The following is a 24,535-nucleotide window of genomic DNA, read 5'->3' as shown; positions in this document are numbered from 1 at the left end:
AAAAAAGCACTTCTTTACAACTTCGCGTTATAGACCCTCATGTGGCCTTTGTGCCACACCATCAAATGAATGAAAACTGGGTTCTAGTGTCAATACTCTTGCTACGGCAAAAGGTCGATTTGTCTTGGTGCTTTGAGCCCGACGTTATAGACTGATTAAGGCTTCCTGCTTGCACCACAAATTGTTGCCACGAGCACGCAGGGTAGATTAATACTTTACAGGAAGCCCGCCGTAAATCTAGATCATTGGAGGTCTTTCAATGAATGTTATTTACGAGCGTTGTTGTGGTATGGATATTCACAAGAATACTATCGCTGCCTGCCTAATTAAAGGCAGAAATAAGGAGATTAGAACTTTCAGTACGATGACTTCATCACTTCTTGGTCTCATTGACTGGCTAAAGAGCGCTGATTGTCAATGTGTTGCTATGGAGGCGACTGGATCATACTGGAAACCAATCTACAATCTTTTAGAAATGGAGGGGATACCTACATTAGTTGTGAATGCACAACATATCAAAGCTGTGCCTGGTCGAAAAACTGATGTTAAAGACTCTGAATGGATCGGTGATTTACTTCGTCACGGTTTACTAAATGGCAGTTTTATTCCCAAACGTGAGCAGCGCGAACTTAAAGAACTTGTTCGTTACCGAAGAAGTATGGTTCAAGAGCGCGCCAGAGAGTTAAACCGCATCCAGAAAGTGCTTGAGGGCGCGAATATCAAGCTAGCTTCTGTTATTAGTGACATCGATGGTAAATCATCTCGTCGAATGCTTGATATGCTCATCTCTGGCTGTACTGACGTTCAACAAATAGCAGATAAAGCGCTTAGACAAATGCGTAAGAAAATACCTCAAATAGAAGAAGCGCTTCACGGTTTTATGGGTGATCATCAAAGGACAATGTTACGTATGATGCTCAAGCATATTGATATTCTTGAAGAACAAGTCCTTACACTTGATCAAGAAATTCAAGCAAGAATGAAACCTGTCTATGAACAAGTGTCTCTTGTCGACTCTATTCCTGGAGTTGGTGAACGTAGCGCGCAAGTCATCATTGCCGAAATAGGTATCAATATGAATCAATTCCCTTCGGCTTCCCACCTCGCTTCATGGGCTGGTCTTTGCCCTGGTAACAATGAGAGCGCAGGCAAACGTAAAAGTGGTAAAACACGTAAAGGTAGTGACATACTAAAAGCCACTCTAATAGAATGTGCTAAAGTAGCCGGACATTTAAAAAACACCTATTTCAGTGCCCAATACAAAAGAATTGCAGCAAGACGTGGCACTAACCGTGCTACAGTAGCAGTGGCACATACAATTCTCAAAATAGCGTACCTAATGCTCAAAAACAACACATCATACAAAGAACTAGGCCCCGATTTCTTTGAACTACGACGCAAAGCGGAGATCGTTAAGAAATCCGTAAAAAGACTAGAAACACTCGGGTATACCGTGACTATTGAACAGGCGTTAACTCCACAGCTCTTAGCCTCTAATTGAATTATCTTCAAAGGCCTAATCCACGATTTTCAAGAATTTACTTGAGTTTAGTTGGATATTTTTTTGTTTTTTAGACCCAAATACTTTGTTTTCAGGATAGACAAATGGCTACGAAGCCATTCCTCAACAATCCTCGCATAGAAGGTGGTGCTGCATACGGTTAAGGGGTTGACACGCCTTGAATAGCCTCGTATAAAATTCTACAAATTTCCTAAATATTCCTGCCACAAATACGAGTTCCAGAAAATAAAATACCCGAACGACAAGAACGTCCTGTAGTCGATATCCATCCTGAACCAATTTTGCCCTATAAGAATAATTGAAATCATCCTTAACCCCTCACTTATGGGCTTTAGAGACATGGTAATAGTCGTAAGTGAAGATTTTCTAAATATAGCCTCGTCAACTTCAATTACACCATATCCAACGGTCAAATATTATGTAACAATAATTCATGGCAAATTTCATTCTGTACTAATAGGATGAAGTGATTTGTAGTTATTCCTACTTTATTTAATAAAAACCTCTAAACTACATGTTGGCCATATTAATAATCCACACAAAAAAACTCAAGCAAATTGCCTGAGTTTCATTGTACTTAACTTTATTAAAAGGATGATATTATTTTCCAACTCCAAAAATAGAAAAGCATAAGTATGACAAAATTAGATATTTTCCTAAAAAGCAGACCATAATTGGGAAGCATAACTTTTCCATACGAAATTAGAAGCATATCTTTTCCAATTGGAAATTTTATGGTTTAAGTCACAATTAATTGTATCAATTATTGAGTACTTATTTGGTGGAGGCGAGGGGACTTGCACCCCTGTATCGAAGAGCTGCCACAAAAGCATCTACGCGTGTATCCTTTAATTTAAGTTTCGCCGGTTGTGACTCCTAAAGGCAAGGATTCATTTCAGGCTAGCTCGATCATCTTAGCTAACGTCTCCGAGCATTGACATTAGAGCATCCTACTAAATTGACACCCTGACCCTTCATCGTAGGTCCAGAAGGCAGGATGCTAGCGGCACTTAGGCAGCTAGAGCGAAATTATCTTCGTTAACTATTTTGGTCCACCGTTTAACGAGACCAGGTGGAATCTCGACGCGCAACTTTTGCCACCGCTTCCCCGAGCGAGTCTAAAACGCCCCCGAATTAATTACATGCTTAGTATAACATATTTATCTATAAATCAAACTAAGTTTCTGTGGAAAATTTGGATTGCTATGGCAACTATATTAAAAAACATTATCCATATTAACTATTAAAAATAAAAAACCTCTATTATAAATTCAACTTTATTCGCAGAATCCAGCAGAATCATGTTCTTAAAACTCATTCAAATTGCATTTCTTCTTTAAATACTTCTCAATTTTTAAATAAGCTCCTAATAATTGTTATTACGATCCTTTAAGGCCCGCTCAATATCACGCTTACCCTCGCGTTCAGCAAGCGCCTGACGCTTGTCATAATTTTTCTTACCCTGGGCAACACCCAATTCTATTTTAGCCAAACCTCTTTTTAAATAAATTTTAATTGGGATAAGAGTTAAGCCTTGCAGCTGAATCTTTCCCACCAACTTATTGATTTCTGATCGGTGCAGCAACAGCTTACGGGGCCTTAACGGGTCATGATTAAAGCGATTTCCTTGTTCATAGGGACTAATATGCATTTGATAAACCCAAACCTCGCCTTTATCCAAATGAGCATAGCTGTCCTTTAAATTCACTTTACCGTTTCGAATAGATTTAATCTCGGTTCCGGTAAGAATGATTCCAGCTTCAACTCGATCTTCAATAAAATAATCGTGGAAGGCTTTGCGATTTTCAGAGACGACTTTTATTCCCTCAGAAGGCATTTGCTCTCCTCCTCTCATCGTATAGTATACTATAAATCATATCGATTTCCTAATTTAACCAGGATAACGTTACTACACCACCAAACCAATAATTAAGCCCTTAAAATCATTTTCTAAGGTATTAAAGTTCCTAACAAATCAAGCCCCTGGAGAAACTCGTGAACCTTGAGCACAACCTCTTCTCGCTCAGTCCCCAGTGTCAGAATATGGCCAGAATGTTCCCAGTAAAGCACTTCGTATTTCAGAGAGCGAATACTTTTGCTGATAATTTGGACGCTTATAGGGTCTACTGTGGTATCAACTCTACTTTGCATTAATAACGCCGGGCATTGAATCTTATATAATTGATGCCGCACTTGGCGGATTGCTTTGTTTAACGAGATCAACCCGTCCACCGGAATCCGCTCGTAGACAAAACGTTCAGGTTTAGCTTGAAATGACTCAGATTCCAGAGGAATTGTAGGAGCCTTTTGTGACTGTGGTTTACCGACAAACTTTCGAAAAGGCCGGATCAGTCGGACGTAGCGAGTTCTCCGATCAGCCAGAAGCATAGGAGAATTCATCGAAACAATTCCATCAATCAGGCCCAGTGTTGCCAAATGAAGTGCTAATAATCCCCCCATTGAAAGACCGATTCCGATCACTTTGGTGCAAGATTTTCTCAGCTCTCTTACTCCTGATTCAGCATCCCTGACCCAGTCTTCCCAGCGTGTCTTAGACATCTCTTCAGGCGTGGTGCCGTGACCTGAGAGCTTTATTCCTAAGACAGTCCACCCTAAACTAGCCAAACGTTCTCCTAAAAAGCGCATTTCGGAAGGAGACCCCGAGAAGCCATGTATGAGCAAGCATCCAACGCGATTCCCCGAGAAATAAAAGGGCTCTACTAAACGTTTTTTTGGTTTCACCCAATCCCTCCATTTTACTATTACAAGTGAACCCGTTCAGATAAAGCTAAACATCGAGACTTCAGATACGAAACCCTTCAGTGACGATAGTGTCCAGTGGATACTATCGCCGGAGGCGCAGATTTTAAATTCAGATTATAAGTTTAGACTATTAGCTTTAACCAATCTTCATAGACATTTCCAACAAAACGATAGCAGGAAAGGGGCACCCCATTACGAAGTGTCCCTTTTGTTATGAACTATAGATAGATCTTCAAGCCCAAGGACTCAAAGCCCGGACTGTCCTCTCTACTTAAGCATCGCTAATCCTAAAGAGCTTAAGAGGAAGACCCCTGCCAAAACAGCCGTGAACTTCGCCAAGAGTTCATCCATACCTTTCTTTTTGCCAAAGAAAGATTCTCCAGCACCTGAAATAGCGCCGGATAATCCTGCACTTCTTCCGGATTGGAGCAAGACAGTGGCGATTAATCCCAGGGAGCTAATAATTAAAAGAACGAGTATAGCAATTTTCAAATAAACACCCCCTAATACAACACCCGTTGCATCAATAACCTGGCAGTCAATAGGACTATTTTAGCACAAGCACCCTTAAAACTCAACAAGGCTATTCTTATTGTTGTTTCGCGACATTGTCTCCATAATTTGTATTACAGATCTATCAAGCAGCTCCGGATGGCATCGAAGACACCGTCTTCGTAGATGTTAGCTTTGTCTCAGACGGTTCTATCTCGCCATCCTTAGCTGCGGGGACACTTGGCTATCCATGGTCATCCACGCCAAGTGGCTTATTTCGCAGAGAGGTTATTCGACGGAGGTATACTTTCCGGCAGTATAAGGAAACTGCTGGAACACTTGTACTGCTTGAACTATTTGCTTCGAGCAAGAGCCTTTCGGCCGCGATAAATAGCGCTGCCTCCAAGTTCTTCTTCGATGCGCAGCAGTTCGTTGTATTTGGCTACTCGTTCTGTCCGAGCAGGAGCCCCTGTCTTAATCATTCCTGCGTTGACGGCCACGGCAATATGAGCTAAAGTAACATCTTCGGTTTCGCCGGAGCGGTGAGAAACGACGGCTGTGTACCCTGCGCGTTTGGCCATTTCAATCGCATCGAGGGTTTCTGTGAGTGTTCCGATTTGATTAACCTTAATCAAAATGGAGTTGGCACATTTTGCTTCAATACCGCGTGATAAGCGAGCAGGATTCGTAACAAAGAGGTCGTCTCCCACTAGTTGAACTCGATCTCCCAGACGTTCTGTCAACTTGGCCCAACCTTCCCAGTCTTCCTCAGAAAGCCCGTCTTCAATAGAGACGATCGGGTAACGCGTGATCAGGCCTTCATAATAGTCGATCATCTCTTCAGCGCTCTTCGTAAGCCCTTCTCCGGCTAAATGATAGGACCCTTTCTCATAAAGTTCTGTGGCAGCCACATCCAACGCTAAAGCCACTTGTTCGCCGGGAATGTAACCGGCTCTCTGAATGGCATCCATGATGCAAAGTAAAGCATCTTCATTGGATTCAAGGCTGGGCGCAAATCCGCCTTCATCCCCGATCGCTGTGGCCAGAGATTTTTCTTTAAGCACAGACTTCAGGCTGTGATATACTTCGGTTCCCATGCGCAGGGCCTCTGCAAAGCTCGATGCACCAACGGGCATAATCATAAATTCTTGGATATCCACATTGTTGTCGGCATGTTTACCGCCGTTAAGGATGTTCATCATCGGTACAGGAAGCTCTTTGGCATTGACTCCACCTAAATATTGATAGAGGGGCAGGCCCAGAGATTCAGCTCCAGCTTTGGCAGCAGCTAACGATACACCTAAAATTGCATTGGCACCCAATTTACCCTTGTTTTCTGTGTCATCGAGTTCAATGAGCAATTGGTCAAGGCCAGGTTGATCAAAAGGAGATAGGCCTTCAACTTCTGGAGCAATCACTTTATTAACATTCTCTACGGCTTGGACCACACCTTTTCCCATATAACGCGTTTTATCTCCATCTCGGAGTTCAACCGCTTCAAAGGCTCCTGTCGATGCTCCCGAAGGGACGGCTGCACGGCCCATAATTCCGTCCGCAAGAACAACATCCACCTCTACAGTTGGGTTGCCGCGAGAATCCAAGATCTCCCGGGCATAGACATCAGTAATTACACTCATTGAAAAATCCCCCTTTTATTGTACTTTAGACCTTAATAACGATGTTCCCGTCATTTCCTTAGGCTGTGGAATCTGAAGTATTTCTAAAATAGTCGGAGCGACATCGCACAAGGCCCCGCCATCGCGCAACGTCTGCCCTTTGTATTCATCACTAACCAGAATAAACGGCACCAAGTTCGTGGAGTGAGCCGTTAAAGGTAGGTTTGTTTCAGGGTCCACCTTTTCTTCCGCATTCCCGTGATCTGCTGTCACGAGCAATGTCCCGTTCATGTTACCCAGCTCTGCTTCAATCTCTCCCAAGCATTGGTCTACCGCTTCCACCGCTTTAATTGTCGCCTCGAAGACCCCAGTATGCCCCACCATATCCGGATTGGCAAAATTTAGAATGATCACATCATGGACTTTCTTCCTGAGCTCTTCAAGAAGACTCCTGGTGACTTCCGGAGCACTCATTTCAGGCTGAAGATTATAGGTAGCAACTTTAGGTGACGGAATCAGAATGCGTTCCTCACCCGGGTCAGGCTCTTCAATCCCTCCATTAAAAAAGAAGGTGACATGGGCATATTTCTCGGTCTCGGCAATTCTCAACTGTTTTAACCCTTGCCGAGAAAGTACTTCCCCTAGAGTGTTCTCTAAATCTTGCTGCGGAAACGCAACCGGCGCCGGAATCGTGTCATCATACTGCGTCATGCACACAAAATGCACGTGAGGGCGATTCGGTCTCTCGAACCCTGTAAACTCCTCGTCAACAAATGCCCGGGTTATTTCCCGCGCCCGATCGGAACGGAAGTTGTAAAAGAGCAGGCTGTCTCCCTCTCGAATAAGACCCACGGGCTTTCCATCCTGCCCAAGAATCACTGTTGGGAGCACAAACTCGTCCGTCACCCGAACATCATAGGAACTCTCAACGGCCGCCAAGGCACTTGGAGCAAACTTTCCTTGCCCGTAAGCCAGAGCCTGATAACCCTTCTCCAAACGTTCCCAGCGTTTATCCCGATCCATAACATAATAACGTCCGCTCACAGACGCTATTTTCCCAATCCCCAGTTCTTTAATCTTTTCTTCGAGCCGGGAAATAAATTGCTTAGCGCTCTGTGGCAGTACGTCCCGGCCATCAAGTATCACATGAATAAACACATTCTCCAAGTTTTGTTTCTTGGCCATCTCCAAAAGCGCAAATAAGTGCTCAATATGGGAATGGACTCCCCCATCAGAGAGCAATCCCATCACGTGAAATGCTTGGTTATGAAGACGAGCAGATTCCATCGCTTCTAACAAAACAGGGTTCTTAAAGATTGTTTTATCCTTAATGGCTTTATATATTCGGGTTAACTCCTGGTAAACCACCCTGCCGGCCCCCATATTCAGGTGTCCAACTTCAGAGTTCCCCATTTGTCCGTCTGGTAATCCAACTGCCTCTCCTGATGCCTGCAGCAGAGTGTGTGGATATTCGCTCTCCAAACGTCGGAAATTTGGCAAGTTCGCTTGGGCAATGGCGTTTCCTTCTCTCGCTGCACGCTGCCCCCATCCGTCGAGTATCATGAGCAGCAGTGGTCTGTCAGCGCTCATCGTTATATTCCTTCCGCGCGTGCAACTGAGGATTCTGCGTTATGTATAAGCTTCGCAAAACCTTGAGGATCAAGACTTGCCCCCCGACAAGGGCCCCATCGACATCCTGTTCTGTCAGCAATTCTGCAATATTTTCTACCTTGACGCTCCCTCCATAAAGAATGGGCACCGTCTCAGAGGCTGTTCCCATGAAGCCAGCTAAAGTAGCACGTATAGCCGCACACATCTCCTGAGCATCTTGACTAGAAGCAGTCTTTCCGGTACCAATCGCCCAGATGGGCTCATAGGCAACGACAACCTTGCTTAAATCCTCAGTTGACATACCGGCAAGAGCTCGAGACACTTGACCTTGAACTCGTTCAATGGCTTTTCCTTCCTCACGGATACCAAGGTTTTCCCCGACGCAGAGAATAGGAGTTAATCCTGATTCCAAAGCCTTGCGAACTTTTTTGGCGATAGCCTCGTCTGTCTCTCCAAACATTTCCCTCCGCTCAGAGTGCCCTAAGATAACATAAGTGCAGGCAGCCTCCAAAAGCATCTGAGCCGAAATTTCACCCGTATAAGCGCCTTGATCAGCCCAGGACATAGTTTGCGCGCCTATGTGGACAACACTTTCTTCCAGTTCATTTTTCAGAGAATAAAGCGCTGTAAAAGGAGCACAAAGTACAATGTCGAGGTCTGTGACATCTTTAACCTCCTCCAGGAACTTAACTGCGTATTCTTCAGCTTCTTTAATGGTCTTAAACATTTTCCAGTTGCCCGCAATCACAGGTCTGCGATTTGCCACGGTATGATTCCTCCACTTCATTTGCGAGGCAGGATATTTGATGCGCAAGACGACAATTCAAAAACTCTAAACCTCTTAATCTTAATATTTACCTATACCTACAACTTTAATCTTCCCTTGAACCTAAGCTCGGGCCTCACGCTGTATGCCTTAGGCCTCAAGCAATGCCGCAACCCCAGGAAGGACTTTTCCCTCCAGAAATTCCAAAGATGCGCCTCCACCGGTTGAGATATGCGTCAAACACTCTGCAACCCCCATCTTTTCCACGGCAGCTACTGAATCTCCGCCTCCAACGATCGTAGTTCCCTTGCAGGCAGCGACCGCCTGAGCTACCTGCTCCGTCCCTTTCGCGAAAGCTTCCATTTCAAAAACCCCCATAGGCCCGTTCCAGATCACAGTGAGAGCAGTAGAAATAAGGCTGCTAAACCGTTCAGCACTTGCTGGTCCAATATCCAAAGCCAGTTCATCTTCCAAAATGTCCGACAAAGCTGCAGTTCTATGTGGAGCGTCTGCCGCAAAGGCCTTAGCCACGACAACATCAATCGGCAATTCTAATTTAACCCCTTTTAGCTTCGCTTTCTCAAGCAGCTGTTTCGCTAAGTCAACCTTATCCTCTTCCAGCAGCGATTTCCCCACATTATACCCTTGGGCCTTGAGGAAAGTGTTGGCCATTCCTCCGCCAATAATCAAGGCATCAACCTTTTCCAAGAGATTTTCAATGACTCCGATTTTATCACTTACTTTAGCTCCGCCGATAATGGCCACAAAGGGATGCTCAGGTCGTTCTAAGGCATTACCCATGAACTCCACTTCTTTTTGCATCAATAAACCCGCGACGGCTGGTATGTAGTGAGTAACCCCTTCTGTGGAGGCATGAGCACGATGCGCCGTTCCAAAAGCATCGTTAACAAAAATTTCGGCCAGCGAGGCCATCTCCCGAGCAAATTCAGGGTCATTTTTTTCTTCTTCCTTGTGGAAGCGAACATTTTCCAGTAAAAGGACCTGACCATCTTGCAATGCCAGGACAGCCTCTTTAACCACATCTCCAATGCAGTCCTGAGCCAAGGAGACATCCTGCCCCAATCGTTCACTCAATCGCCGAGCAACCGGAGCTAGGGAATATTTCGGATTTACCTGCCCTTTAGGGCGCCCTAGGTGGGAAGCAAGAATGACACGTGCTCCCTCTTTGATGAGATATTCAATCGTAGGGAGAGAAGCTCGGATGCGTGTATCGTCCGTAATCTGTCCTTGTTCATCTAAGGGCACATTAAAATCTGCCCGTACTAATACTCGCCTTCCCTGTACAGTCATGTCTTTAATACTTTTTTTGTTCACGGAAAAATCCCCTTTCTCTTTAATTCAAAGGGTTCAGCATCCATATGAAGATCTGCCTTTCAAGTTATCCTTAGTATACCAAGAAAGCACATTCTTAATCTGCTACCCAACGTTTTATCAGCCCAATTCTAATTTATTCTCCATCGAAGGACAGTTTCCTGCACAACAGATAAGGATTCCTCGAATAAACGTTTCTGAGCAGTTAGCTGGTTTTTGGCGAAAGTCTTCGAACCCCTGTCTGCACATAGAGAAGTGTTTCAGCGACATTGACGATATGGTCCCCCATCCGTTCAAGAGTTCTGGCAAGTACCAGACTTAACCCCAATTGCCCATCGTCACATTTCTTTTGGCTTCCTTCAACTAAAGCGGCTTTAAAATTAGAATATACTAGATCAAGGGCATCGTCCTGATCGGCCAGATCTCGAGTAATTTCAGTTTCCCCTTTCAAAATGGCTACCGTGTAATTGGTCATGTCCGTCAATTGCTCGGCCATCGTTAAGATATCGGCCGACCAGTTTCCTTTGGGCTTAAGCTCACTTAATTCAGCAAGGTCGCAGGCATAGTCTGCGACCCGTTCAAGCTCTTGTGCCATACGTTGAAAGCCTAAAATCCAGCGCAGATCCTGGCTGCGCAGCTGTTGTAAACTCATGATGTCATAACTGCGCTTCACGATGCAATCCCTCATTTGATCGATAACATCATCTCGTTCTTCCCAATCCTGAACCACTTCACCCTTTTTCAGCGCTTCGATGGCTTCACCTAAATGGCTCTGCAGGGCCTCCGCCAGCTCGACAACCATCGCACGTAAATTCAACAAGACTCGATCATACCCCGACGTGCGAAACGCGCCCATACAGCACACCTCTTTTCTAAGTTTACTGAATAACTCATACTAAGGTTTGGAAAATCACTTCGTCTTAATCCCTTTTGAGCTATTCCTGATCATCTTATTTCTCGGCGCAGAATTCTGTTACAAGAGATTTCCTAATTTTTATGCTTTAAATCCAAACCGTAGGCCTCCATAATTATCCAAATCGGATGTTCTGTTTTGGCTCCTGATCCGTGCTGTATTTGGACCTGACATCCTCCGCATTCCGTGATCATAACTTCAAATTCTCTTTCCGTCACACCTTGGCGAACTCGAGAAAACAACGGATTTCCAATTTGCATAGCCAGATCATACCGTTCCTGTTTAAATCCAAAACTACCCGACAGGCCACAACAGCCGCCATCCAGATCGTTAACCCGAACCCCAGGTATTAAACGCAGTAAACGCACGGCTGGGGTTCCGATCCCTTGAGCTTTCAGATGACAGGGAGCATGATACCCTAAAGATAAAGAAACCTCTCGGAAATTCTCTGCGAGTTCACCCCGTTCATGCAATTTCCAAAGAAATTCAAATAAGTCATAGGTTTGGCGACCAATATGTTTTGCACCTGGATGTTCTGATTTCGGATACTCCTCCTTTAAGGCTAAACCACAGCTCGTACATGAAGTAATAACAGGGACATCCGCTTGCAGATAAGAGTACATCAAGGCTAGATTTTTGCGTATAATATCCCTCACTTCGCGAAAATGGCCGTTTGCTTGAAGGGGAACACCACAACAGTGAAACTCAGGGACGATCACATCATATCCGTTGCGTTCGAGCACTTTGATCACAGCCTTCCCCGTTAGACTGTCGTTGTATTTGATAAAACAGCCCGGAAAATATACCGCCTGCTTCCGAGGTGTTCCATGTTCTTCTAATTCAATACTTCTTGACCGTCTGCTTGCTGAATTTTTCAACCTTGGCTTATAGGCCGGAAGCGGAGCTTGCCTTCCAATTCCCAGCGTCCTTTCCATTAGGGTGCGAACAAGTGGAATCCCTAGAACCAAGTTCGTGAGAACTGGTAAGATGGTCCCTAACTTTCCCAAATATTCTGCACGCCCTAAAACAAGATCACGGACCTGATGTTGATGGGTCTTTCCGTTACTATGCCCAGTCTCTTGAGCCTTCTCTCGAGCCCTCATAATCATATCTGTAATTTTTACCCCGGACGGACAGGTGATTTCACAGGTTTTACAATTAGAACAATAATTCAGGTATCCTGCATCTGTTTCGAAGCCTTCAAGGCGCAAACGCTCGGCATCCGGTCCAACATTTTTGGGTCCAGGGAAAAAGGGATACACTGCTGCAACCGGGCATTGGGAGGTACAAGCGCTGCACTTAATACAGGCATCTAAGTTCGCAGCTTTGTCTTGTTCTAACCCCATCTGAAGTGCCTCCTTTCTATATCGTATCTCCGACGAACCATCCAGAGGCCAGTGAAACCCCTCCACCACAGTGCTCAGTCCAGGGATCATAATGAGCAAGCATTCGTCCGACGACATGCAAATTCTCGAAGATGACATCTTGGCTTTGAGGATTAACCGGGCGAAGAGTACAATCAACCTCAACTCCCATTTGGGCATAGGGTTGCTCTCCTAGGAATTCCGGCTGCGTCCAATCGGATGGAACAAAGAGCGGCAGACCAAAGACAGTTTCCTGTTGAATCGATGGAGTTACTTTAATCCCTCCCCCAAAAATCCCGCCCGTCGCCAGCACAAAGGAGCGAGCGGAAAAACACGAATCTCTGCCTTTGCTTGACACGATCACATTATGACATAACCTTCCCTGAGTCCCAACACTCTTAACCCCAGCTCCCACGAGCAATTCTCCACCTAAAGCCTTAAAGGCTCGTTTTAAGACCTCATAAAAAACCTGTCCGCTTGCAGAGGGTGGGAACGCCGTCACCTCAACCAGAGGAAAGGAAATTTCATCCAGAACATTGTCTAGGGCGCCGGAAAATTCAGTGACTAATCCGGGGAAGACTACGACCGTTTTCAAACGTTGGCCGCCCTGATCTGCGTTCATAACTTGAGAAGTGAGTCGTTTCAACAGCTCTTTCAATTCGGCAATTCCCGAATCGGTTCTCCAGTACCGTGCGTAGTCGACACCCATAATCGGTTTTCCTCCTTCATACCAAGGCTTAAACCGTTCTGCCCGGATCGGATACAGCTCGACACTTCCTAAAGGGTAAGTCCTCTCCAAAATCCCCTTGCTGACCTCCGGGTAAAAATCTTTCAGCCCCTCAGGAACTGCTAGTATGATCCGCTCAGCATCCCACAAAACATCCGCCGCAAATCTCTTCGGAACCATACTTGCTTTTCTTGGCGAGCCCAAAGGAGTCAGCACCTCTTGAGTCTCTCCCCATTTCCCTGTATAGTCCGGGAAATGAGTCTGGAAATACTCCACTCCAGCTCGAAGCGCTGATTCTCCGAGTAAAGCATAAGGATGTTTCTCCTGTTTTGCTAAACGCTCAACCTCTCCGAAATCCAAAACACCTGAACTATAGCTTAAGCTCCCTACCCCTTCAGAGATGATCAAAACCCGCTTACCTCTTTCGGAAGCTCGAATTCCTGTTAAGAGGCCCGCAAGGCCTCCTCCCACGATAATCCCATCCCACACGGGAATTCCTCCTCACTCATCCTTAGTTGCATTCACTTGAAGGATACTGCCATAAATAGCACGTGCCAGCTCAGTTTCGCGCAATTGTTGACCCCATAGTACTGGTCGGATTCCCTTCCATCTCTGATTAATAAAACGCTTCAACTCATCCTGCAGAGAGTCATATTTTCCTTTTTCCTGCCACAAAAGAGGCAAGGCTCGATAGGCACAAAAGGCCCCTTGGCAGGTCCCCATTCCCAAGCGCGTCTTGCGGCGAATGTCCGCTAAGTGATGGGCGTCTTGATCTGCTGCAACCTTCTCCACTTCAGCGATACAAACCATTTCACATTCGCAAAGCATTTGGGCTTTTTCAGGGTTACGCTGAATCTCAGCCAAAACCCCTTCCGCATCCTCTCCCAGCCTTTCCAGCATTTTTTCGGCGACAGCAGAAGGCAAAAGCCTCTGTGCTTCACGCCTCATGGCTTCCGAAATCTCTGGGATCAACTTTTCCTCTGAAGTGCGGCATGGAGTCGTATTTCCCAACCGCTCGGCGACCCAATCCGTTACTTTCTCTGCCATCAAACGATAGGTTGTGAACTTTCCGCCAACGATACTCACAAGTCCCTGGACTCCATCTTGAACACCATGGTCAATTAAAGCAAAGGTTCGGCTGACCTCTCGCCCTTCTTCAGCTGCTCCAGGAGCTTCACTGTCCTCTCGATGAAGGGGTCTTACTCCTGCGAAGGCCCGAATAACCCGATGCTCCATGAGGCTCGGGAGAACATCCTCACCTAAAGACAATAACCGTTTAACCTCATTCTCCTGGGGAATCGTCTCTTGCGGAGAATCCACGATTTCTGAAGTCGTCCCCAAAATCGTGATGGTTTCATGGGGAACAAAAATATCTCCATCGCTCGGAGGGTGCAGTCGGTTCACCACTCGTTGGCATAACCTTTGATTAAAGGCCAGAAGTGTCCCTTTGTCACAGATCACCTCTAAAGATATCCCGATGGAGTCCGCGATTTGAGAGGCCCAAGCCCCGGCAGCATTGACAACAATATCGCAATGGACGATCAATTCTTCCCCATTTAAAAGATTCCTGGCCCTCACCCCGAAAATCTGTTGATCCTCCTTAAGGAGCTGTTCCACCCGATGATAGGTTCTAAAATCGCCGCCATAATGCCTTGCGGATTTTGCATTGGCCCAAACCAGCTTAAATCCGTCCACAGTGGCATCAGGCACTTCGAAAACACGGACGACATTATTGCCTATTAAAGGTTCTTTCTTGTACGCCTCAGCGGGAGATATTTCGCGTATCGGAATATTGGCCCGAGCACAACCCGCGATCCATTGTTTAACATAAGTCGGGTCGTCCTCGGACATTTGTACAAACCACCCACCCGTATCGGAAATGCAATTCGCAGCAATTCGTTTAAGAATCAGGTTTTCTTCAATACACTCAGCGGCTGACACGGGGTCTTTAACCGCATAACGCGCACCGCTATGCAATAAGCCATGAAAACGCGAGCTTGTTCCGTGTGCCAGGTCTCCTTGTTCCAGAAGTAAGGCAGAAATTCCCCGCATACTTAAGTCCCGCAAAACCCCAACACCTGTTGCTCCGCCGCCGACAATCACAACTTGGTATCCTATCATATTAACCTCCCTACGCTCTCGGAATGTTTCAAAATGTAAAGCTGCGCCTATGCGCTGGCCATGGATGGCCAAGTGTCCCTGAAGCCAAGGGTGGCGAGAAAGGACCTGTAGAAAGTATTCAACGAAGTTATACTTTCTGACAGTACAAAAAGCCACTGGCGGAACGCTGTTACGCTTCCTCCAGTGGCTTCTCTTATTCTCTAAGCCTTTATTATCAAGTTTTAAAACTTACTTCATAAGTATACACTTAGATTCTTCCTGCGTCAACGCAGCTTCCACAGATTCCTTCGACTCGCCGTCACGGCTGTCAAGCCATTGCTTAAAGCCTTGCGTACGTCCTCCTCAGTTCGGAGCAGCCCGCCTCCTAAGATACTTAAATCTGTTACTTTTCGGAACTCATCAATCGCATATTTCGGAACGGTAGCTGGTAAGATTTCGATAGCATCGGGGGTTACTTTTTTAATAATCTTCAATCCTGTACGAATTGCTTCTGAATCAACCAGAAATAAACGCTGGACGGTCAACATATTATTTTCTTTCGCATAGCGAAGAAGCTGCCATTTAACGGAGACAATTCCTTCAAGACCCAAACGTTTCAAGTAGCGCATCCCGGCCTCGTCTTTCCCAACCCCTTCGATCAAATCCACATGAGCTAAGAGATATTTTTCAGGATATTTACTGCGGATTTTTAAAATCCCTTCAAAGTCGTTGATATCTCCACCGATCAAAATAACGACGGAAACCCAAGGGATGTTTAAGACTTCTGTTAAATCTTCAAGGTGCTTAACAGCTGGCACAACCCCACTTAAACTTAAAGCCTCTTTAAACCCAACTCTATTTTCCATCGCAATCCTTCCAATTCTAACGCTTGCTTTCTCAGACACACAACGTAATTCTAAGAGAGTTATTTCAGCCTTAACTTTCCAAGGTCGTACAGGCTTTTTTCTCAATCAGAAGTCCTACTTCCTCTTTTAGGGCAAAGCGGGATCCTGCAAATCGGTTAAGATGATCCACCACGATCGTTCTTCCTTGCACAACCACCTCAGCCCTGGCTGTATTCCCTAAGATATAGAAGTTTTCTAACGTTCCCTGAAGTTTTATATCGTCTGCTTCCCCCATCTGACTCAATTCGTCTGAACCGACCAATAAAACATGCTCAGGCCGGATACACACCTCATCAGCTTTAGGCAAGCCTACCAAAGTCCCAGGAACAAAGTTATAAGTCCCGATAAATTGGGCCACGAATTTATTGGCGGGCTTATGATAAATTTGTTCTGGAGTTCCATACTGCATGACTTCTCCATTGTTGATGACCACTATGCGATCCGACATGACCAAGGCTTCTAGCTGATCATGGGTGACAAAAATTGTTGTAATTCCCATTTTTCGCTGCACATCACGAATTAAGGTTCGGGCACTTTCCCTGACCTTGGCGTCCACAGCACTCAGCGGCTCATCCAAGAGAAGCAGATCCGGTTTAACGACAAGTGCCCGAGCTAAAGCAACCCTCTGCTGCTGACCTCCCGACATCTGATGAGGGTAGTTGTTTTCTTTGCCCGTAATGCTGAGAATATCCATAACCTCCTGAACTTGCTTGCGGATTTCTGCAGAAGGTATTTTCTTAATCTTAAGGCCAAAGGCAATATTCTCAAACGCCGTCATGTTGGGGAAAAGCGCGTAGGATTGAAAGACCATCCCAATATTTTGCTCTTTCTTACTCTGCCCTTCCTGGATCTCTCTTTGGTTGACAATAACCTTCCCGCCATCCCCACGCTCTAAGCCTGCGATGATTCTCAAGAGCGTAGTTTTTCCGCATCCGCTGGGCCCTAATAATGTGACAAATTCCCCTTTTTCAATGTCCAGTTCTATTCCCTTCAAGACCTGGCGGCCTTGAAAGCTCTTATCTATATTGACGACTTGAACATAGCTCATGTCTATACCCCCACACCCTTACTTGACTTCCGTCCTCTGTTCTTAGCCCCTTCCTCCGACCTAAAAGCTACCCAGATTAAAATTAAGGACATCAACAAAATCACTAGAAAATAGGAAGCAACCAAGGCATTAGCCATGTGGCCATCCACCTTTTGCAATTTATACAGGTAGATTTGAATGGTTTCATAGTTATCCCCAACCAGTAAATTAGCCAGAACAAATTCTCCAAATAAGACCGAGACGGAAATCAAGGCAGCAGAAATAACTCCTCTCAGCACATTGGGAAAGATGATCTTGGCAAAGGTCTCCAACTTACCACAACCCAACATTAGGGCCGCTTCGGTCAAGGCCTTGACATTGATCGTCCGAAAGCTATTCTTGGTTGCCTGATACATAAACGGTAAGATGAGGACAAAATAGGAGCCAATTAATATCCAAGGGGTATTGGTGATCCTCAGCGGACCTTTAGCGTACATTTGAATCATACCGATGGCCAAAATAACTCCCGGCATAGCAAAGGGCAAAATAGACAAGACTTCGAAGAGTCTTTCCAAACGCGGATAATAAACAATTGCCAAGTACATCGAAGGAATGATGATGAGAACTGATAATAGAATCGTTGCGAAACTTACAAAAATAGTTCTTAGCAAGGACTGCATAAACTCCGGACTGTTAAACAATTGTTGATAGTAGGACAGAGTGTATCCCTCAGGCAAGATGGTCGTGCTCCATTTTGTGGCTATAGAGAAAAGCAGGGTGGCAACGATGGGGAAAAATAAATACGCAAAAATTACGACTAAAACAACCCGAGCAAAAATCCCTCGTTTCATTCTCCCACCCCTCCGCTGTTTTTCTTAAGTCTGGCATTAATAACAATAGAGGCGACTAAAAATGCTGCCATAATGACGGCTAAAGCACTGGCTAGAGAAGGGTCCGGAAAGATATCTCCTGTGACAAGATTGGCTATTGTTATGGATACCAAGCTGTTATTCGAGTTTGTTAAAGCATAAGCAGTAGCATAAGCTCCTAAAGAATTAGCAAAAAGCAGCGTAAAGCTGCCTAACATCGAGGGTAACAAAATTGGCACCCCGATCTTGCGCCAAAAGTGAACCTTGCCAGCCCCCAAGATGTAAGCAGCTTCCTGAATGTCCTGCCTAAGGGCATAAACCGCCGGATACATCAGCATAAAGGCCAAAGGAACGCTAAAGTAAATATAAATTAGGACGATGCCTGTCCAGCTAAAGAGGTTAAACCCCATCCCATATAGGTCCAGCCCCATTTTTTCCTTCACCAAGACTGTTACCAGTCCATTAACTCCTAATAAAACGATATACGCAAAAGCCAACGGAACCCCCGAAAAATTAGAGGTCATATTAACTAAGGTTAATAATTTTTCCCGCCAGGCTTCCCCTAACGAACGCAGAGACAGGGCCCCAAACGTGCCAATAATCAGACCGATAATTCCTACGGCCACAGAAACCAGTAAACTATTTCTTAAGGAAACCACATAATACTTACTTTTGAAAATTTCGGAAAAGCTTGCCGTGCTAATGCCTGCAGCAGTATGTACACTACTATAAATAATATACCCCATGGGTAAGATTTCGAAGGCTAAGGCGAAAATAATTAAGGGAACAAATGGAATCCAAAGGATTCCACCTCGCCGTAACTCTTGGCTAAGCCGAGCTACCAGGTTCTTTTTCATTTTGTAAGGCCTCCTCGTCGCCGACGACGTTAAAACGCATTTGACCAAAGGAAGGCCCGACAAAAGGATCTTTCGACCCCAGACCTGCCAGGCTCTTCCTCCATGGTTCTTAGACAAAACCAAGGTTATTGAGAAACTATGACATTGTTCCTCCACAGGTCGGGGATGGTTTTCATGTTCTTTTCCCAAGCTGCAAAATCCTTAATAGGTTTCGCTGAAGCGTATTGATCTTTAGAAACCATTGTTTTGGCAATATCCTCCGGAATTTGAACCTTATCTCGAATCGGACGAGCAAATCCTTTGGCTAAGAGGATTTGTCCCTCGTCACTCAAAAGGAAATCTTGGAATGCTTTCGCTGCATTGGGGTGTGGAGCATACTTATTGATCACCGATACATAAGCACTCGCCACAGTACCATCACTCGGAATAACCACTTGGTAATTGTCCTTATCCGCCAAGCGGGAACGATAGCCCAAGGCATTAAAATCCCAAAGGATCCCTACAGGGACTTCACCTTTCTGGAAAACGCTGAAGATGTTGTCACTGGGTTTAAGATTACCGGCTTGAGCTAACTTTTTGAAGTAGTCAATTCCAGGGGTTAAGTTGTTCTCGTCTCCACCGTTAGCAAAAGCAGCTGCCAAAATTGCCGCTTGGGACTGAGCGGCCTTTAAAACATCTCCGGTGACGACAGCACCTTTGTATTCAGGTTTAAGCAAATCCGCCCAACTATGGGGAACATCTTTAACCAATTTAGTATTTACTAAGAATGCGATTGTTCCTACATACTCCCCTGTCCAGAGACCATCCTTATCCTTCGCCCAATCTGGAACCTCATTCCAAGTTGGCCCCTTATGCGCTTGCACGACATCACGTGAAATAGCAACATTTCCAAAGGTAATACCTACATCCCCGATGTCGGCAACTGGGCTGCTTTTCTCAGCATCAAATTTGGCAATCTCTTCGGCACTCGTCATATCCGTATCCGAATGAGTTATTCCATTGTCTTTCGTGAAAGTACCCCAGATTTCACCGAGGTTGGCCCAAGCATCAGGCATACCATAAGAAACGATTTTCCCCTCTTTTTTCACAGCATCTTTCAGGGCCTGTCCTGTTAATTCCGCAGCCGGCTTGGCTTCTTTACTTGTATCAGCTGTAGGGGTTGTTCCACACCCAGTCAAAAGACTACTCATGAGAAATGCGCCGATCATAGTTACCGCTAAGACTTTCCTACTCGTTTTTAACATCTCGAATCCTCCTCTGAAACAAATCTAACCCTGACTAAAGTGAAATTTTGCTCAATCCTAATCGGACTGGCAGTAACTTCTCACCCCCTTGCAGACGTTGCGTTATCCCAGATATATCCATTCACTGCCCCTGAAGTCAAATCTTTATATCCTTTCACGTCCAACCTCAGAGTTAAGCATGAAGGCCCACCATGAAATAAAATGAGCATTTCCAATCTTAATATGGCAGATAACTTGACTTACCTAAGAATAAAGCGCTCTGGATGATTAGTAATCACGATATCCACCCCAGAATTCATAACACATTCCATCTCCCAGGTCTCATCCACTGTCCAAGTATGTACATTCAGGCTCCGCACATGGCTTTCTCGTACCAATTCTGGGTTTACAAAGGCATAATGAGGGTGGAGATGGTTTGCGCCTAGATTCTGGGCATAAAGCCAAGGGGAAATCGGTCCGCAGTCATAAAGTAAGCCTGTTTTCACGTGGGGATAGTTCCTAATTACCTCTACAATTGTCTTATGTTCAAAGGAAGAAATTATACTATGATGAGTCACCTGATGCTTCTCCAATAGACCAACCACCTTGTCAACAATTCCGGGATATTCGATCAGTCCGGTTTTAATCTCAACATTAAGAATAAGAGGCCTGGCTTTAAGCATTTCCAACAGTTCTGCCAGCGTGGGTATTGGAGCAAATACTCCAAATCCAACTCCAAAATTCAGCTTCTTTAATTCCTTGAGCGTGAAATCATTGACCCAACCAACACCGTCGCTCGTACGATCAACACGTTCGTCGTGGCAGATAACGACCTCTCCATCCTTTGATAGCTGTACATCAAACTCCAAGCCATCTACCCCAAATTCAAGGGCTTTGGCAAAGGATAGCAACGTGTTTTCCGGAGATGTACCCGCAGCTCCTCGATGACCTAAGATTTTCATAGAATCTCTCCTTAAAAGACATTCCTGAATTGTTGTAACCTTCTTAAACAATTCAGTTTCAGAATAACACTCAATTATTAGTTCTAAGTTAGGCCATTGTAATATTTATGTTAAACTGGCAAAAATATTTAATTTTTTTAGACAATTCCCATGACTACTTTTGCAATATTAACAGTATGTTCATCCACTTGAGATAAGAGATTAATCAAGTCTAACGTCATGTAACGAAATTTCTCTACAGTTTTCAGGTCACTTTCTTGCCCTCCTTGCTTAGAACCTTGAGCAAGAAAATTAAACTGCAAGTTTCTTTGTATGCGTGTCGTCTCAGGATGTTCACGAATCACTTCTGCCGCTGTTTGTGGATTCCACTGAGTCAGTGCCTGAAGTACCGTTGCAAAATGATCCAGGACTTGTTGGTATAAATCATCAAGATGTCCCCAGTTTTGGGCTGGAATATTGAGGTTTTCGCGATGAAGCTTGGTGGTTAATTGGACCATAGCCATAACGGCATCCCCAATGTACTCTAATTCCTTGACAATAAACTGGATATTCATACTTTCTTCGGCCTGTTCGTCGGTAAGTCCTTTCTGCGACAGAACTGCCAAGAACCGCATGGTATGCCGATAATACCAATCCACCCATTCTTCAGCTTTTACCATTTCTTCGATGATTTCCTCTGAATCTGATAAAAGAGCCTCCGGAATTATTTGCAGCATTTTAGTATAGATGAACTTTCCTAAAGCACGGATCTCCTCATTGGCCTGTCTAAGAGCAACAGCCGGAACCTCCAAGGATACTTCATCGATAACCTGAAATTTAAACGAAACATCTTTACCTGCACGATCTGGAACTACTCGTTTCAGGCCTTTAGCAATGACCGTGTTCAAGGGTAGAAACAAAAGAACCATTAAAAGCGCAAAGAGCAAATGAGCGTTAGCGACTTGACGCTGTAAATTGCCTGTCGTCCATTGGATGAGCAGGGCAAACTTCGCCAAAAAAGGGTATAAGAGAAGCGCGGCCACAACTTTATACCCTGTATTCGCTATTGCTGTTCGTTTCGCATCCATTTTTTGAGCCGTAAGACTTGTAAGCAGTGTTGTCACAGTCCCTCCAATATGAGCACCAATAACCAACGGTACAATCGCTGACAGATTCAAAAGATGTTGTCCGGCAAGGGACATCATAATAGCAAAAACTGCTGTGCTGCTCTGAATTACCGTTGTTAAGATAAGTCCCACGATGATAGCCAGGAAAGGCTGTGTCCCCAGTTGGGAAAGAAACGTATAAACTTCAGGAATATTGCGCAGCGGAACTGAGGCATCCGACATATTGGACATTCCGACAAAGATCAAGCCGAAGCCAATTAGAGAATGGCCTAAATGCTTCCACTGTTTTTTACCTGTAAAATACAGAATGAATCCAATAAATGTGGCCCCTAACGCAACATCAAGAATCTGAAAAGCAATAAGCTGAATGGAAATCGACGTCCCAACGGCCGAACCTAAGACAATGCCTAAGGCTTGCCCTAGATTCATCATGCCTGCATTGACGAATTCCACGACCAAAACAGTCGTCGCTGCGCTGCTTTGAAAAGCAACCGTCATGACGGTTCCTAACAAAACAGCCATAAACGTTTTCTTCGTAAGAGATTGAAGAATTTGTTTAAGCCGATTTGCTGCAAATTTTTGTAAGGCATCTGACGTTGTCTGTACTCCATACATAAAAAGACCGAGCCCGCCCAGAAACACTAAAACTGTACCGACACTACTTATCTGCCTTCAACTCCCTCTTGTCTTCAGCGCAAGCAGCCACCTAGCTGCATTAAGCTGGAGAAAGTATTCAACAATATTATATTTCTGGCAGTAGAAAAAAGCCGCAAACGGACCTGTTTAGAACAGATAAATTTGCGGCTTTCTCTATAACTCCAGCCTTAAATATCAAATTTAGCAAGAAAAACAATCTAATATTAGATATGATTTATTATATGCAGATATTCAGAATTTAGCAATTAGTTTTTAGATTCAAACTCCCTTTTTTAGGTCTTTCGTCAGGACTCAGCCTACTCTTTCCCGCCTTAATATCGCTTCCTCACCGTCGCCGCAGGAATCCCCAACTCATCACGATATTTAGCAACCGTACGCCTGGAGATCACCATAGTTTTAGCCTTAAGAAGATCGGCTAATTTTTGGTCAGAATAGGGGCTTTTGGGATTCTCTGAAGAAATAATCTCACGAAGAGCAAACTTAATTTCTTCCGTCGTGATATTCGAGTCATTATTATGTCCTCGTCCCATGCTATTGGCAAAGAAGAATTTAAATTCAAAAATTCCTCGAGGCGTCTGCACATATTTATGAGATGTAGCGCGACTGACAGTCGACTCATGAACCCCAATTTCCTCGGCAATGTCCCTTAAGGTAAGAGGTTTCAGATGGCGAATCCCATAACGAAGAAAATCTGTTTGCCATTTCACGATGGCATTGGCGACTTTATATAAGGTTAAACGCCGCTGCTCGATACTGCGGATCAGCCAAGCCGCAGCGTTTAATTTCTGTTCCACAAATTTACGGGTATCCGTCTCTTCCTCGTTGCTGAGAGCCTCTCGATAAGCTTTGTTTATTCCAAGACGGGGTACTGTGATGTCATTAACTAAAATAATAAACTCTCCGCCAATCTCCTCGATGACAACATCTGGAACAATATAACGTACATCTCCAGGACCTGAGAAGCGGAGTCCCGGTTTGGGATCAAGTTTTCGGATCAAATCGGCCAATTCCTGAACTCGACTGATGGATAGTTTCATGGCATGGGCAATCCTTTGCAAACGTCCTGCCGCTAAGTCTTCAAGATACTTTAATAATTCCGGTAATTCCGGCGGGTAATTTGGCAGAAGCGGTAGCTGTAACCTCAGACATTCCTCGAGACTGCGAGCTCCTATTCCCAGAGGGTCAAGACCCTGAACAGCGGCCAACGCCTCTTCTGCCGTTTCCAGAGAAACGTTTTTCTCTCGGGCGATATCTTCTAACGTTATAGTAAGCCCGCCATTGTCATCGAGATTCCCAACAATATACTCAGCGACAGGTAGGGAAGCCGAAATTTTTTGAACATGAAGTTGCTCGAGCAAATGTTCTTGAAGAGTTGGTGCTGCAGTGATGAACGGATCAAAACGCTGTTTTTCTTCCACGACCACTCGTTCTTGCCGGACGCGATTTTCCTCTTGATCATGAAAATAATCTTGCCAATCTACTTCCCATTTATCATCAGACGGACTTTCTTCCGCACCGTTAGCCTCGGATTCTGCTTTCACGTCTAAAATCTCTTCTTGTGTTTCCAGCAAAGGGTTTTCTAAAAGTTGTTCCTCAACATACGTAGAAAGCTCAAGTGCGGACAATTGTAAGATTGTGATTGCCTGACGCAATTCTGGAGTCATAATTAGTTTTTGAGTTTGTTCTAGACTCAAGCCGTATCCTAACCGCACCTAATCCCCCC

The 24,535-nt window shown here is 44.9% G+C and carries 19 protein-coding genes, 1 other RNA gene and 1 pseudogene; 1 reads left to right on the top strand and 20 read right to left on the bottom strand.

Annotated features, from left to right (window positions below; genetic code table 11):
• Positions 1-259: 259 nt before the first annotated feature.
• Complete coding sequence (locus tag VZF35_RS15880; RefSeq protein ID WP_407306362.1) at positions 260-1,501, top strand: IS110 family transposase; 1,242 nt, start codon at positions 260-262, stop codon at positions 1,499-1,501.
• 800 nt (positions 1,502-2,301) lie between these two features.
• Here VZF35_RS15880 and ssrA read toward each other — a convergent pair.
• The 20 genes and pseudogenes from ssrA to rpoN all read right to left on the bottom strand — a co-directional run bounded on the left by ssrA (position 2,302) and on the right by rpoN (position 24,524).
• Positions 2,302-2,653, bottom strand: a transfer-messenger RNA (tmRNA) gene (ssrA, locus tag VZF35_RS15875).
• 235 nt (positions 2,654-2,888) lie between these two features.
• Positions 2,889-3,359 (bottom strand): SsrA-binding protein SmpB, encoded by a 471-nt coding sequence (gene smpB / locus VZF35_RS15870; protein WP_407306360.1) that lies wholly within the window; start codon positions 3,357-3,359, stop codon positions 2,889-2,891.
• Positions 3,360-3,472: 113 nt separating this feature from the next.
• Positions 3,473-4,264, bottom strand: a complete 792-nt coding sequence (locus tag VZF35_RS15865; RefSeq protein ID WP_407306358.1) for an alpha/beta hydrolase — start codon at positions 4,262-4,264, stop codon at positions 3,473-3,475.
• Between the two features lie 288 nt (positions 4,265-4,552).
• The gene (gene secG, locus VZF35_RS15860; RefSeq protein ID WP_407306356.1) at positions 4,553-4,777 is read right to left on the bottom strand and encodes a preprotein translocase subunit SecG; all 225 of its coding nucleotides are present in this window, start codon (positions 4,775-4,777) and stop codon (positions 4,553-4,555) included.
• A 353-nt stretch (positions 4,778-5,130) separates the two neighbouring features.
• Positions 5,131-6,414 (bottom strand): phosphopyruvate hydratase, encoded by a 1,284-nt coding sequence (gene eno / locus VZF35_RS15855; RefSeq protein ID WP_407306354.1) that lies wholly within the window; start codon positions 6,412-6,414, stop codon positions 5,131-5,133.
• Between the two features lie 15 nt (positions 6,415-6,429).
• Positions 6,430-7,983 (bottom strand): 2,3-bisphosphoglycerate-independent phosphoglycerate mutase, encoded by a 1,554-nt coding sequence (gpmI, locus tag VZF35_RS15850; RefSeq protein WP_407306352.1) that lies wholly within the window; start codon positions 7,981-7,983, stop codon positions 6,430-6,432.
• A 2-nt stretch (positions 7,984-7,985) separates the two neighbouring features.
• Positions 7,986-8,770, bottom strand: a pseudogene (gene tpiA, locus VZF35_RS15845) (triose-phosphate isomerase).
• 150 nt (positions 8,771-8,920) lie between these two features.
• Entirely contained in the window at positions 8,921-10,105 is a 1,185-nt protein-coding gene (locus VZF35_RS15840) for a phosphoglycerate kinase (RefSeq protein ID WP_407306350.1), read from the bottom strand.
• Positions 10,106-10,307: 202 nt separating this feature from the next.
• On the bottom strand, positions 10,308-10,958 hold the full coding sequence (locus VZF35_RS15835; protein WP_407306348.1) for a phosphate signaling complex PhoU family protein: 651 nt from the start codon (positions 10,956-10,958) through the stop codon (positions 10,308-10,310).
• 131 nt (positions 10,959-11,089) lie between these two features.
• On the bottom strand, positions 11,090-12,361 hold the full coding sequence (locus VZF35_RS15830) for an anaerobic glycerol-3-phosphate dehydrogenase subunit C (RefSeq protein WP_407306346.1): 1,272 nt from the start codon (positions 12,359-12,361) through the stop codon (positions 11,090-11,092).
• Positions 12,362-12,377: 16 nt separating this feature from the next.
• Positions 12,378-13,595, bottom strand: coding sequence for an anaerobic glycerol-3-phosphate dehydrogenase subunit GlpB (gene glpB / locus VZF35_RS15825; protein ID WP_407306344.1), 1,218 nt, complete (start codon positions 13,593-13,595; stop codon positions 12,378-12,380).
• A 12-nt stretch (positions 13,596-13,607) separates the two neighbouring features.
• A complete protein-coding gene (glpA, locus tag VZF35_RS15820; RefSeq protein ID WP_407306343.1) occupies positions 13,608-15,227 on the bottom strand; it encodes an anaerobic glycerol-3-phosphate dehydrogenase subunit GlpA in 1,620 nt (539 codons plus the stop codon).
• A gap of 263 nt (positions 15,228-15,490) precedes the next feature.
• Positions 15,491-16,072, bottom strand: coding sequence for a glycerol-3-phosphate responsive antiterminator (locus tag VZF35_RS15815; RefSeq protein WP_407306342.1), 582 nt, complete (start codon positions 16,070-16,072; stop codon positions 15,491-15,493).
• A 70-nt stretch (positions 16,073-16,142) separates the two neighbouring features.
• The gene (locus VZF35_RS15810; RefSeq protein WP_407306341.1) at positions 16,143-17,159 is read right to left on the bottom strand and encodes an ABC transporter ATP-binding protein; all 1,017 of its coding nucleotides are present in this window, start codon (positions 17,157-17,159) and stop codon (positions 16,143-16,145) included.
• Positions 17,160-17,161: 2 nt separating this feature from the next.
• Positions 17,162-17,989: an ABC transporter permease gene (locus VZF35_RS15805; protein WP_407306339.1), complete on the bottom strand. Its 828-nt coding sequence runs from the start codon at positions 17,987-17,989 to the stop codon at positions 17,162-17,164.
• Positions 17,986-18,864 carry an ABC transporter permease gene (locus VZF35_RS15800; protein ID WP_407306336.1) on the bottom strand — a complete coding sequence of 293 codons (879 nt, stop codon included), beginning with the start codon at positions 18,862-18,864 and terminating at the stop codon, positions 17,986-17,988. Before VZF35_RS15800 ends, VZF35_RS15805 begins: the two co-directional genes overlap by 4 nt.
• Before the next feature lie 125 nt (positions 18,865-18,989).
• Positions 18,990-20,108 (bottom strand): extracellular solute-binding protein, encoded by a 1,119-nt coding sequence (locus tag VZF35_RS15795; RefSeq protein ID WP_407306334.1) that lies wholly within the window; start codon positions 20,106-20,108, stop codon positions 18,990-18,992.
• 239 nt (positions 20,109-20,347) lie between these two features.
• Positions 20,348-21,049 (bottom strand): glycerophosphodiester phosphodiesterase, encoded by a 702-nt coding sequence (locus VZF35_RS15790; RefSeq protein ID WP_407306332.1) that lies wholly within the window; start codon positions 21,047-21,049, stop codon positions 20,348-20,350.
• 137 nt (positions 21,050-21,186) lie between these two features.
• On the bottom strand, positions 21,187-22,770 hold the full coding sequence (locus tag VZF35_RS15785; protein ID WP_407306330.1) for a Na/Pi cotransporter family protein: 1,584 nt from the start codon (positions 22,768-22,770) through the stop codon (positions 21,187-21,189).
• 353 nt (positions 22,771-23,123) lie between these two features.
• Positions 23,124-24,524, bottom strand: a complete 1,401-nt coding sequence (gene rpoN / locus VZF35_RS15780) for an RNA polymerase factor sigma-54 (RefSeq protein WP_407306328.1) — start codon at positions 24,522-24,524, stop codon at positions 23,124-23,126.
• Between the last annotated feature and the right edge of the window lie 11 nt (positions 24,525-24,535).

The organism is Desulfosporosinus paludis, assembly GCF_045689965.1.
In the GTDB taxonomy this organism is placed as follows: domain Bacteria; phylum Bacillota; class Desulfitobacteriia; order Desulfitobacteriales; family Desulfitobacteriaceae; genus Desulfosporosinus; species Desulfosporosinus paludis.
The sequence above is the reverse complement of the archived record's forward strand: the minus strand, read 5'-3'. Positions and strand labels throughout refer to the sequence as shown.